The sequence below is a fragment of the Pseudomonas cyclaminis genome (assembly GCF_015163715.1).
Lineage (GTDB): Bacteria > Pseudomonadota > Gammaproteobacteria > Pseudomonadales > Pseudomonadaceae > Aquipseudomonas > Aquipseudomonas cyclaminis.
Genome location: NZ_JADDUM010000331.1, coordinates 1 through 12,454 on the forward strand (window position 1 = coordinate 1; position 12,454 = coordinate 12,454).

Here is a 12,454-nt window from a genome sequence, read left to right on the forward strand (position 1 = left end):
GATGCGGTCCCGACGCCCAAACCGGACGTAAAGCCTACGCCCAAGCCTGATACGTCGCCCGCGCCCAAGACGCAAGTGCTGCCAACTCCGAAACCTGAGGTCACGCCACAGCCGACCCCGTCTGTTACTCCGGATATCAAGCCCACACCGCGACCGGATACACCTGTCCCGGATTTAACCAGCCCGGGCCCTGCTGATAATCGATTTGATCCAAGAGACTGGCGATTCAATCCCCGACCCAAGTTTAAGTCCTGACGTTAATTTCCCTGGTTAAACTTTTTGACTGAGGCATGTACTTCTTCGGAATGCAAGGTCTGGAGAAGTGCGTGCTCTAGGAGAATAAAAATGTCCTGTTGCTCAATTATAAATGTTGCGCGCGTCGTTGATGTAAGGCAGTTCGTTCCCGTTGACGACTTGGGTGTCAGTAATAATAAAAATTTTCAGCCCGAGCCTCTTGAGGGTATGACAAGTCCAAGTTCTGATGCCGCACCTGCCACACACAAAAGCGATGCAGGTGTAGGTGATCCTTCAGAAGTCTTGGCCAAACTGACTGCTCTTTTCAGCTCTTTTTTTACGCAGTTAATCAACTTGATTTCAGGTAATAAGGACAAAACAGTTCCTGATACACCGACACCGACACCGACACCGACACCGGCCCCACCGCCACGACCGGAAGTCACTCCAAGGGTGGTTCCCGAACCTGTGGCGCCAAGACCCTCTGCGAATATTCCTGGCCTGTCAAACAAACGAAACGGCGCCAAGCCGGACAATATCTGGAGCGGGTTTCGCCAGGGACCCGATGGCAACTGCGTGACGGTATCGGCCATCAAGGCCGCCATGTATCGGTTTGGGCAAAGCCCCACGGATATTTTCAAGCAGGTAGCCAAGGTCAGTGACGGTTATCGAGTTGTCATGCGTGATGGCTTTCAACTCACCCTGACAGACCGCGAACTGATCGAAGGTGCACGCGGTTCGCGCTTTGTCGGAGGCGATCAAGGGATGCTCAAGGATGCGCAGTTCCTTTTTGCCGTGAGTGCCAAGCGCGCACAAATGGAGAATAACGATCGCACAGCGGGCAGGAGTTATCAGGCGGCGGTGCGTAGCTTGAATGACGGTGAGGATGAGTCCGGACCCGGTGAGGGGTTCCTGCGGCTGGGGCTGAGGCAGCACATGAAGAGGGTGTCTGTACGCGAACTTGCTGCCGGGCAATTGGGTATGTGTAACCGCACCGGGCATTCGGTGGCGGTTATCAATGGTCGCGAAGAACTATGGGGGCGACAAGGGCGAGCGCCCACCCAGGGGCACGCGGTTGCCCTGGTTTGATCTTGCGTGCGTCGATGCGGTCAGGGATCTCAGGCGTCAGTGCAGCCAAGGCTGCTCCGCGTAGCCCTGGCCGCACGAGCGACAGACAATTCTTTGAGTGTCAGGAATCCCGAAAATGAATATTTCAATGGCTGACCAGCCGGTTTTTCCGGTTGATATGGGGCATGAGGCGTTTGCCCCTGTTGCTGCGGCGCGCAGCGAGGGACCGCCTGCGGATATTGCCCCGGCGTTCAACGCGACTGAGCGACGGTTTGGCGAGAACTTTGATAGCAGCACGCATGCGGCAGTGATCAAATTGATGATGATGACGTTCGGTCGGCACCCTGCTGCCATGTTCAGTGAGTTGATTCCCGTCGTGACGGCTATCACGTCACCATGAAGGATGAATTCAAGGTTCACCTGTCTGCCGGCGAGTTGGCGCAGGCGTCGAAGGCTTCGCGATTTCAGGGGGCGGATTCCGGTGCCGTAAAGGACGCCAACTTTGTGTTTGCGGCCTTTGTGAAACGCAAGCAACTGGAAGGGGGTTACTCGACGTTCGAGGCCGCTCTGGCAAAGACACTCGAAGGGGAGACGACCCAGCGGTGCCTGCAGGGCATGGGGGTTTTCGGGCTTTCTCAGTTTGTGTCGTCGGCTGACATGACGGCCAAGGGCGCGATCGGAGTCATGGGGACCCATAACCACGGCTCCGCCTTGGTGGTGGAGGGGGTCAAGCATAATTACGGTGAACGGCAGTCGGTCGATGGAGGGTATGGCTACGTGTTGTTCAACGATAAATCCGTGCCCCGCAGCGACGCCAGGACGGTGTCTCATGTGGCCACCGACGCGGCGCCTGAGCAAATCTGGAGTGGCTTTTATCAAGGCGCGCAAGGCAATTGCGTCACCGTGTCGGCGATCAAGGCAGCCATTATCCGGTTCGCGCAGGACCCCGTGGGGATCTATAAGCACATCCAGGTTACGCCGGACGGCTTTGAGGTGACGATGCGCGATTCTTTCCCGCTTAAGTTGACCCATGCTGAGCTGCGCCAGGCCACGGCGGCCTCGAACTTCTATGGCAGTGATCCGCAGTTGCTCAGTTACGCCAACTTTCTCTACGCGGTCAGTGCCAAGCGTGCGCAGATAGAGAACAACGACTTTCGGGCCCGCGAGAGTTATGAGGTGGCGCTGCAGACCCTCAATGACGGCGAATACCCCGGCGAGGCACTTCGCCGGCTGGGCCTGTTTGGTTACATCCGTGAAAGCACGGTAAAAGAGCTGGCCGACGGCGCGATCGGCACCCTGGCGGACAGTGCCCATTCGGTTGCAGTGATCAATGGCGCGCTTGATTACTATGGGCGAAAACTGGCGCTGGCTTCATCACGCTGGATGTCCGCGGGGATGCGGGCCTTGAAGCTGGCCTGAGGGTTACTCCAGCAGCCGTCTGAACCCCTCGATCGGCAACGGACGGCTGTGCAAATACCCCTGGAACAAATGGCAGCCCAGTTTTTGCAGGAACGCCAGTTGCTCCGGGGTTTCCACACCCTCGGCAATCACCTCCAGATTCAAACTGCGAGCCATCGCCACGATGGCGCGAATGATTTCGGCGTCGTTGGGGTCGTGGGTCGCGTCGCGCACGAACGATTGATCGATTTTCAGCGCATCCACTGGCAAGCGCTTAAGGTAGGTCAGAGATGAGTAGCCGGTACCAAAGTCATCCATCGCAAAGCTCACGCCGAGCTTTTTCAGGCGGCGCATTTTGTTCACGGTGTCATCCAGGTTCTGGATCACGATGCCTTCGGTAATTTCCAGTTTCAGCAGGCTATAGGGCAATGAGTGCTGCTTGAGGCTGTGCTCCACCCGCTCCACGAAGTCGTTCTGGCGAAACTGCCGAGGGCTGATGTTTACGCATAGGCTGAAGTTCAGCGGGTCCACCTTGCCGTCTTTGATCAATTGTTCGAAAGCGGCACAGGCTTCATCAAGGATCCAGGTGCCCACTTCGAGGATCAGGCCGCTGTCCTCCAGCACCTTGATAAATTCCGACGGCGACTGCGCGCCCAGTTGTGGGTGCTGCCAGCGCACCAGCGCCTCGGCGCCGACGATCTTGTTACCGCGAGCATCCACCTGGGGTTGGTAATGCACACTGAACTCGCCACGTGCCAGGGCCAGGCGCAGGTCGGTTTCCATGCGCAGGCGTTCGCTGGCGGTTTTCTGCATGCTGTTGTGGAACATCTGCGTGGTGTTGCGCCCTGAATCCTTTGCTCGGTACAGGGCAATGTCGGCGCGCTTGAGCAGGTCCGCCGGGGTGGTGCCGTGATCGGGAATCAACGCCACACCAATGCTCGGCGTGACCTGCAGGCGGTGCCCGTCCAGGAACATCGGCTCCGAAAGCAACTCGCGCAGGGTGTCGGCCAACTCCTGCACCTGGTTGCTGACCTCCATGCGCGAGCCATCCAGGCCGCTGAGCAGTACCACGAATTCATCACCACCCAGTCGTGCCACGGTGTCTTCCATGCGCACGCTGGCTTCCAGGCGTGCGGTGACGATTTTCAGCACGGTATCGCCCACCGGGTGACCGAGGGAGTCGTTGATGTGCTTGAAGTGGTCAAGGTCCAGGAACAGCAGCGCGCCGCGCAAGTTATGGCGCTTGAGCAGGGCGATCTGCTGGCTCAGGCGATCCATCAGCAACGCCCGGTTGGGCAGGTTGGTCAGCGGGTCGTGGTAGGCCAGGTGGCGGATCTGCGCCTGGGCGTTTTTCAGCAGGCTCACGTCCCGCGCCGTCAGCAGCAGGCACGGGGTCTCGTTCAGGGTGATGGGCTCAACGGAGACTTCCACTGCCAGCACGTCGCCGCGTTTGTTGTGCCAGAGCATTTCCAGGTGGTTGATACGGCCCTTGATCTGCAACTCGGCCAATAGCGCCGAGCGTTGGTTCTCATCGGCCCAGATGCCGATCTGGTACAACGTCAGGCCGATGGCCTCTTCAGCGCGGTAGCCGGTGAGGCGGCAGAAGCCGTCGTTGACCTCCACATAGCGGCCGGTGTCGCGCTCGGTGATGGAAATCGCGTCAGGGCTGGAATGGAAGGCCTTGGCGAATTTCTCCTCGCTGGCCTTCAGTGCGGCTTCAGAGCGTTGTTGCTGGGTGATGTCGCGCAAGGTGGTGACAATGCACGGTTGATCGCCGACCTTGATCAAGCGGCTGGAAATCATGCAGGTCAGGCTCTGGCCATTCTTGTGATGCACCACCACGGCCACGTTGCTCAACGCCTGCTCGCGAATCACCCGCTCGATACGCTCCAGGCGCTGGCTGGGATCGTCCCACAGGCCGATCTGGTCGGCGCTCTTGTCGATGACTTCGGCGGCGGTCCAGCCAAAGGTTTGGGTAAAGGCCGGGTTGATCTCGATAAACGCGCCGCTGTCCATGCCGGTGACGCAAATCGGGTCGGGGCTGGCCTGGAACAGGCTGGCGAATTTTTCTTCGGAGGCGCTCAGGCGTTGTTCGCGCTCTACCTGGTCGGTGATATCGAGCAACGTCCCGGCCATGCGCAGCGGCGCGCCTTGCTCGTTACGGTACAGGCGCGCACGGCTTTCCAGGTAGCGTGAGCTGCCGTCTTCCATGGGCACCCGATAGGTCAATTGGTAGTTGCCGGCCGGCCCTTCTCGCAGGGTGCGGTAGGCGCTGCGCATATTGTCCCGTTCCTCGTCGGGCATGCCTTCGAAAAAGGCGTCGAAGGATTCGTGGAACGGTTCGAACGGCAGGCCGTGCAGTTGGGCGGCGCGTGCCGAGCCGTAGAGCATGCCGCTGGGAATGTGCCAGTCCCAAGTGCCCAGTTGTGCCGAATCCAGCGCCAGGTCGAGGCGTTCCTGGCTGTCCTTGAGTGCCTGTTCGGCATTTTTGCGTTCGGTAGTGTCGAGGAAGGTGCTGATCAGGTAGGCCTCACCCTCCAATTCGACTTTTTGCGCGCTGAGGGTGCCATCGTGGACCTGGCCGTTGCTGGCGCAAAATTGCACCTCCATGCTGATGGGGGCGCCCTTGCGCTGAGTCGCCTTGACCAGTTGTGCGCGTTGCTCCGGGTGGCGCCACAGGCCCAACTCCAGAGTAGTGCGGCCGATGGCATCGCCTACGGGCCAGCCGAAGAGCATCTCGAAATACTGGTTGGCTTCGCTGATCAGGCCGTCGGCCTGGCGGGTCAGCAGCACCATGTTCGGGCACAGGTGAAACAGCGTGGCGAAGCGTTTTTCGGAGTGTCCCAGGGCATTCTCACGTTCGCGCTGGTGAGTGATCTCGCGGATCACCCCGATCATGCGGCGCCGACCGGCTTTGTCCGGCTGCAGGCTGCCGTTGATTTCCAGCCAGTGGAAGCTGCCGTCGGGCCATTGGATGCGGTGATGCATGGCCTGCTCGAACGGCTCGCCGGCCAGCACGGCGTGAAAGGCCCGTACCACGCGGGTGCGATCCGATTGGGCCAGCAGGTCGAGGTAATCCAGGTCCTTGGGCAGCGGCTGGCGCGGGTCAAACCCAAACAGCGCTTGGGTACCCCGTGACCAACTGATTCGTCCGGTGTCGATTTCCCAGCACCATGCGCCCAGTTGGGCAGCATTGAGGGCTGCCAACAGTTGCGGCGCGCTGTCCCAGCTTTGCTCTGCCTGTTGAGGGTCCAGGGCATAGATGCGGGGCAGGGGTGGCACGGAATCGACGGGGTTGCGCATTATCATCGGGCCTTGATTCGATGGACAAACTGCACGGTTTTACTCAGAACCCGAGGCCGCACGGCGTCATGCCGGCATCCGTGGCAGATCCACCTGTGCATCCAATAGGCTCATGAAAGCCCGCGCAGCGTTCGACAGCGTCCTTTCGGTGTGCACGATATAGCCTAGCTGGCGACTGAGTTGTATGCCCGGCAAAGCGATACTTGCCACCTGATCATCGAGCATGGTGCGCGGCAACACGCTCCAGGCCAGGCCGATGGACACCATCATCTTGATGGTTTCCAGGTAGTTAGTGCTCATCGCGATGTTTGGCGTCAGGCCCTGGGCCTCGAACAGCCGGCTGACAATATGGTGGGTAAAGGTGTTGCCGCCAGGGAAAACCGCCGGATGGCCGGCAATATCCGCCAGGCTGATGGAGCCGTTGCTGATCAGGCTATGCTCGGGTGCCACCACGAAATCCAGCGGGTCGTCCCACACCGGCGTCGCACGTACAAGATTGTGAGGGTCGGGCGCGAGGGTGATCACCGCCACTTCGGCACGGCCGTGGAGGATTTCTTCGTACGCCACTTCCGAATCGAGAAACTGAATATCCAGCGCCACGTTCGGGTATTCGCGGGTGAAGGTGCGCAGGATCGGCGGCAAGCGGTGCAGGCCGATATGGTGGCTGGTGGCCAATGTGAGCCGCCCGCTGACTTCGCCGGTGAGGTTGGTGAGGGCGCGGCGGGTGTCGTCGAGCACGTTGAGAATCTGATAAGCGCGGGGCAGCAGGGCACGCCCGGCCTCGGTCAGGCCGACTTCGCGGCCCAGGCGATCAAACAGTCGCACCTTCAATTGCTGCTCCAGGCCGGCGATGCGTTTGCTGATGGCCGGTTGGGTCAGGTGCAGGCGTTCACCGGCGCCGGAGAAGCTACCGATCTCGGCGATGGCGATAAAGGCATTAAGGTTGGCCAAGTCCATGGTGGTATTCCAATTGGTAATCCAAAGCATAAAAAATATGAATTTGAGTTATTTAATGTAGCGCCATACCATCAGCCTCACAAGCCAAAGGGTTATTGAAAAGCCCGGCGCATGAAATACCGCTGATGAGGACCGACTGATGGCCGGCAAAACGCTTTACGACAAGCTTTGGGATTCCCATGAAGTGAAACGGCGCGATGATGGGTCGTCGCTGATCTATATCGACCGTCACATCATCCATGAAGTGACCTCGCCCCAAGCGTTCGAAGGCCTGCGACTGGCGGGGCGCAAGCCTTGGCGCGTCGACTCGATCATTGCCACCCCGGACCACAACGTGCCGACCACCCCTGAGCGCAAGGGCGGTATCGACGCCATCGTCGACACCGTGTCGCGCTTGCAGGTGCAGACCCTCGACGACTACTGCGACGAATATGGCATCACCGAATTCAAGATGAATGACGTGCGTCAAGGCATCGTCCACGTGATCGGCCCGGAGCAGGGCGCCACCTTGCCGGGCATGACCGTGGTCTGCGGCGACTCCCACACGTCGACCCATGGTGCCTTCGGCGCTTTGGCCCACGGCATCGGCACCTCGGAGGTCGAGCATGTGTTCGCCACCCAGTGCCTGGTCGCCAAGAAAATGAAGAACATGCTGGTGTCGGTTGAAGGCACCTTGCCGTTTGGCGTGACCGCCAAGGACATCGTCCTCGCCGTGATCGGCAAGATCGGCACGCCGGCGGTAACGGCCATGCCATCGAATTCGCTGGCAGCGCCATTCGCGACCTGTCCATCGAAGGCCGCATGACCATTTGCAACATGTCCATCGAAGCCGGTGCCCGTGTGGGCATGGTGGCGGCGGACGAAAAGACCGTCGAATACGTCAAGGGGCGTCCTTTCGCACCGGCCGGCGCCGATTGGGATGCCGCCGTTGAGGCCTGGAAAGACCTGGTCTCCGACGCCGATGCGGTGTTCGATACCGTGGTTGAGCTCGACGCCGCCCAGATCAAACCGCAAGTCAGTTGGGGCACCTCCCCGGAAATGGTCTTGGCCGTCGACCAGAACGTGCCGGATCCGGCCAAAGAGGCCGATTTGGTCAAGCGCGGCTCCATCGAGCGTGCGTTGAAGTACATGGGGCTGAAAGCCAACCAGGCAATCACCGACATCCAGTTGGATCGTGTGTTCATCGGTTCCTGCACCAACTCGCGGATCGAAGACCTGCGCGCCGCCGCGGTGATCGCCAAGGGCCGCAAGGTGGCCTCGACCATCAAGCAAGCCATCGTGGTGCCGGGGTCTGGCTTGGTCAAAGCGCAAGCCGAAGCCGAAGGCCTGGACAAGATCTTCCTCGAAGCCGGTTTTGAATGGCGCGAGCCGGGCTGTTCGATGTGCCTGGCGATGAACCCGGACCGCTTGGAGTCGGGCGAGCATTGCGCATCGACCTCCAACCGTAACTTCGAAGGGCGTCAGGGTGCCGGTGGGCGTACCCACCTGGTCAGCCCGGCCATGGCCGCGGCGGCTGCCGTCAACGGTCGTTTCATCGACGTTCGCGAATTGATCTGAGGAAAACCCGATGAGAGCTTTTACCCAACACACAGGTCTTGTAGCGCCGTTGGACCGTGCCAACGTGGACACCGACCAGATCATCCCCAAGCAGTTCTTGAAGTCGATCAAGCGCACCGGTTTTGGCCCTAACCTGTTCGACGAGTGGCGCTACCTGGACGTGGGCTACGCCTACCAGGACAACTCCAAGCGCCCGCTGAACAAGGACTTCGTGCTTAACGCCGAACGTTACCAGGGCGCCAGCGTGCTGCTGGCCCGGGAAAACTTCGGTTGCGGCTCCAGCCGTGAGCACGCGCCGTGGGCCCTTGAAGAATATGGCTTTCGCAGCATCATTGCGCCGAGCTACGCCGACATCTTCTTCAACAACAGCTTCAAGAACGGCCTGTTGCCGATCATCTTGACCGACGAAGAAGTCGACGAGCTGTTCAAGCAAGTGGAAGCCGACGTGGGCTACCAGCTGACCGTCGACCTGGCCGCGCAAACCGTGACCCGTCCGGATGGCAAGGTGTATCACTTTGAAGTGGACGCTTTCCGTAAGCACTGCCTGATCAACGGCCTGGACGATATCGGCCTGACCTTGCAGGACGGCGATGCGATTGCCGCGTTTGAAACCAGGCACCGGGCGAGCCAGCCTTGGTTGTTTCGAGATTGATGTAGGCAGGACCGCCGCCATCGGGGGCAAGCCCCCTCCCACAGGGGCATTGCATTCCAAATGTGGGAGGGGGCTTGCCCCCGATGAGGCCCGTGTTAACAACACAAAACCCAAGGAAAACCACCATGACCAGCACCGCCCACACCCAAGTCGTGCAAAAACAATTCGGCGAACAGGCTTCTGCCTACCTGAGCAGTGCCGTGCACGCCCAAGGCACCGAATTCGCGCTGTTGCAGGCCGAGCTGGCCGGGCAGGGCAGCGCACGACTGCTGGACCTGGGCTGCGGCGCCGGTCATGTCAGCTTTCATGTGGCGCCGCTGGTTAAAGAAGTGGTGGCCTACGACCTGTCCCAGCAGATGCTCGACGTGGTGGCCGCCGCTGCGCAAGATCGCGGCTTCACCAATATCAGCACTGTCAACGGCGCCGCCGAACGCCTGCCGTTCGCCGACGGCGAGTTCGACTTCGTGTTCAGCCGCTACTCGGCCCACCACTGGAGCGACCTCGGCCTGGCCCTGCGTGAAGTACGCCGGGTGCTCAAGCCGGGCGGCGTGGCGGCCTTCGTTGATGTGTTGTCACCGGGCAGCCCGCTGTTGGACACTTACCTGCAAACCGTCGAAGTGCTGAGGGACACCAGCCACGTGCGCGATTACTCTGCTGCCGAGTGGATGCGTCAGCTCAGCGAAGCCGGCCTGCATGTGCGCAACAGCAGTCGCCAGCGCCTGCGCCTGGAATACACCTCGTGGGTCGAGCGTATGCGCACGCCGCAAGTCTTGCGCGCCGCGATCCTGGAGCTGCAACAGGCGATGGGCCAGGAAGTGCGTGACTATTACGAGATTCAAGCCGACGGCACCTTCAGCACCGACGTGCTGGTGGTCTGGGCCGAGCGCTAGTTATTTTTCCCGACCTGCCCACGGGCGGGTCGCTTGATGAAATGAGGAACCCATGAGCAAGCAGATTCTGATTCTCCCTGGCGACGGTATTGGTCCGGAAATCATGGCCGAAGCGGTCAAAGTCCTTACACTGGCCAACAGCAAGTACAGCCTGGGCTTCGAACTGAGCCACGACGTGATCGGCGGCGCAGCCATCGACAAGCACGGCGTGCCCCTGGCCAACGAAACCCTGGACCGCGCCCGTGCCGCCGACGCCGTGCTGCTCGGCGCCGTGGGTGGTCCGAAGTGGGACAAGATCGAACGTGACATCCGCCCTGAGCGCGGCCTGCTGAAAATCCGTGCGCAACTGGGCCTGTTCGGCAACCTGCGCCCGGCGATCCTCTACCCGCAACTGGCAGATGCGTCGAGCCTCAAGCCGGAAGTGGTCGCGGGCCTGGATATCCTGATCGTGCGTGAGCTGACCGGCGGTATCTACTTCGGCTCGCCACGGGGTGTGCGTGAGTTGGAGAATGGCGAGCGCCAGGCATACGACACCCTGCCATACAGCGAGAGCGAAATCCGCCGTATCGCCCGTGTCGGTTTCGACATGGCCCGCGTGCGTGGCAAGAAGGTCTGCTCGGTGGATAAAGCCAACGTACTGGCTTCCAGCCAACTGTGGCGCGAAATCGTCGAAGAAGTGGCCAAGGACTACCCGGACGTCGAACTGAGCCACATGTACGTCGACAACGCCGCGATGCAACTGGTGCGTGCGCCGAAGCAGTTCGACGTGATCGTGACCGACAACCTGTTCGGCGACATCCTGTCCGACCAGGCGTCGATGCTCACCGGCTCCATCGGCATGCTGCCGTCGGCGTCCCTGGACACTAACAACAAGGGCATGTACGAGCCTTGCCACGGTTCGGCGCCGGACATCGCGGGCCAGGGCATTGCCAACCCGCTGGCGACCATTTTGTCGGTCTCGATGATGCTGCGTTACAGCTTCAACCTGAGCGATGCGGCGGACGCGATCGAGAAGGCCGTGAGCCTGGTGCTGGACCAGGGTTTGCGCACCGGCGACATCTGGTCCCAGGGTTGCACCAAAGTCGGTACGCAAGAAATGGGCGACGCAGTAGTCGCCGCGCTGCGGAATCTGTAATCTCTCGGGCCCGCTTGCAGTTGTTGCTGCAAGGCGGCCCACTTTTTAACAAGGTGTAGTTGCGATGAAACGTGTAGGTCTGATCGGTTGGCGCGGTATGGTCGGTTCCGTGCTCATGCAGCGGATGCTGGAAGAGCAGGATTTCGATCTTATTGAGCCGGTGTTTTTCACCACGTCGAACGTGGGTGGCCAAGGGCCGTCCGTGGGCAAGGATATTGCCCCGCTCAAGGATGCCTACAGCATTGACGAGTTGAAGACACTCGACGTGATCGTGACCTGCCAGGGTGGCGACTACACCAGCGAAGTCTTCCCGAAGCTGCGCGAAGCCGGCTGGCAGGGCTACTGGATCGACGCCGCGTCGAGCCTGCGTATGCAGGACGATGCGGTGATCATCCTTGACCCGGTGAACCGCAAGGTCATCGACCAGCAGTTGGATGCGGGCACCAAGAACTACGTCGGCGGCAACTGCACCGTCAGCCTGATGCTGATGGGCCTGGGTGGTCTGTTCGAAGCGGGTCTGGTCGAGTGGATGAGCGCCATGACCTATCAGGCGGCCTCCGGTGCCGGCGCGCAGAACATGCGTGAACTGATCAAGCAGATGGGCGCGACCCATGCTGCAGTCGCCGATCAACTGGCCGACCCGGCCAGCGCGATCCTCGACATCGACCGCCGTGTGGCCGAAGCCATGCGCAGCGACGCCTACCCGACCGAGAACTTCGGTGTGCCATTGGCCGGCAGCCTGATTCCGTGGATCGACAAGGAACTGCCGAACGGTCAGAGCCGCGAAGAGTGGAAGGCCCAGGCCGAGACCAACAAGATCCTCGGTCGCTTCAAGAGCCCGATCCCGGTCGACGGCATCTGCGTGCGCATCGGCGCCATGCGCTGCCACAGCCAGGCGCTGACCATCAAGCTGAACAAAGACGTGCCGATCGCCGATATCGAAGGGCTGATCAGCCAGCACAACCCGTGGGTCAAGCTGGTGCCGAACAACCGCGATATCAGCATGCAGGAGCTGAGCCCGACCAAGGTCACCGGCACCCTGAATGTACCGGTTGGCCGTCTGCGCAAGCTGAACATGGGCAGCCAGTTCCTCGGCGCCTTCACGGTTGGCGACCAGCTGCTGTGGGGCGCGGCTGAACCGTTGCGTCGCATGCTGCGGATTTTGCTGGAGCGTTGATCGCTTGAGGCAGTAAGAGAAACCCGCGCTCTGGTGACAGGCGCGGGTTTTTTGTTGTTCTTTCGGCCGCTATCGGGGGCAAG

Annotated in this window: 9 protein-coding genes and 1 pseudogene; 8 read left to right on the forward strand and 2 right to left on the reverse strand. The window is 60.6% G+C overall.

The genetic code is table 11. From position 1 onward, the window contains the following. Positions 1-345: 345 nt before the first annotated feature. From IQK56_RS30935 to IQK56_RS29850, 3 genes are all read left to right on the forward strand, one after another. Positions 346-1,323: a CsgG/HfaB family protein gene (locus IQK56_RS30935; protein WP_246500316.1), complete on the forward strand. Its 978-nt coding sequence runs from the start codon at positions 346-348 to the stop codon at positions 1,321-1,323. A 115-nt stretch (positions 1,324-1,438) separates the two neighbouring features. After that, positions 1,439-1,702: a hypothetical protein gene (locus IQK56_RS31340; protein ID WP_246500317.1), complete on the forward strand. Its 264-nt coding sequence runs from the start codon at positions 1,439-1,441 to the stop codon at positions 1,700-1,702. Then, on the forward strand, positions 1,699-2,721 hold the full coding sequence (locus IQK56_RS29850) for a hypothetical protein (RefSeq protein ID WP_246500318.1): 1,023 nt from the start codon (positions 1,699-1,701) through the stop codon (positions 2,719-2,721). Before IQK56_RS31340 ends, IQK56_RS29850 begins: the two co-directional genes overlap by 4 nt. 3 nt (positions 2,722-2,724) lie before the next feature. On the opposite strand, the gene IQK56_RS29855 is transcribed toward IQK56_RS29850, so the two are convergent. Further along, positions 2,725-6,003: a sensor domain-containing protein gene (locus IQK56_RS29855; protein ID WP_122307577.1), complete on the reverse strand. Its 3,279-nt coding sequence runs from the start codon at positions 6,001-6,003 to the stop codon at positions 2,725-2,727. A gap of 66 nt (positions 6,004-6,069) precedes the next feature. Continuing rightward, positions 6,070-6,960, reverse strand: a complete 891-nt coding sequence (locus IQK56_RS29860) for a LysR family transcriptional regulator (protein ID WP_150677350.1) — start codon at positions 6,958-6,960, stop codon at positions 6,070-6,072. 139 nt (positions 6,961-7,099) lie between these two features. Between IQK56_RS29860 and leuC the strand changes: the two are divergent. The 5 genes and pseudogenes from leuC to asd all read left to right on the forward strand — a co-directional run bounded on the left by leuC (position 7,100) and on the right by asd (position 12,371). Next, positions 7,100-8,517 (forward strand): annotated as a pseudogene (gene leuC, locus IQK56_RS29865) (3-isopropylmalate dehydratase large subunit). Between the two features lie 10 nt (positions 8,518-8,527). Further along, on the forward strand, positions 8,528-9,169 hold the full coding sequence (gene leuD / locus IQK56_RS29870) for a 3-isopropylmalate dehydratase small subunit (RefSeq protein WP_116626407.1): 642 nt from the start codon (positions 8,528-8,530) through the stop codon (positions 9,167-9,169). A gap of 125 nt (positions 9,170-9,294) precedes the next feature. Beyond that, positions 9,295-10,059, forward strand: a complete 765-nt coding sequence (locus IQK56_RS29875) for a class I SAM-dependent methyltransferase (RefSeq protein WP_150761518.1) — start codon at positions 9,295-9,297, stop codon at positions 10,057-10,059. Between the two features lie 52 nt (positions 10,060-10,111). Then, positions 10,112-11,194 carry a 3-isopropylmalate dehydrogenase gene (gene leuB / locus IQK56_RS29880; protein WP_150761519.1) on the forward strand — a complete coding sequence of 361 codons (1,083 nt, stop codon included), beginning with the start codon at positions 10,112-10,114 and terminating at the stop codon, positions 11,192-11,194. A 64-nt stretch (positions 11,195-11,258) separates the two neighbouring features. Next, positions 11,259-12,371, forward strand: coding sequence for an aspartate-semialdehyde dehydrogenase (asd, locus tag IQK56_RS29885; RefSeq protein ID WP_032888280.1), 1,113 nt, complete (start codon positions 11,259-11,261; stop codon positions 12,369-12,371). The last annotated feature ends 83 nt before the right edge of the window (positions 12,372-12,454 follow it).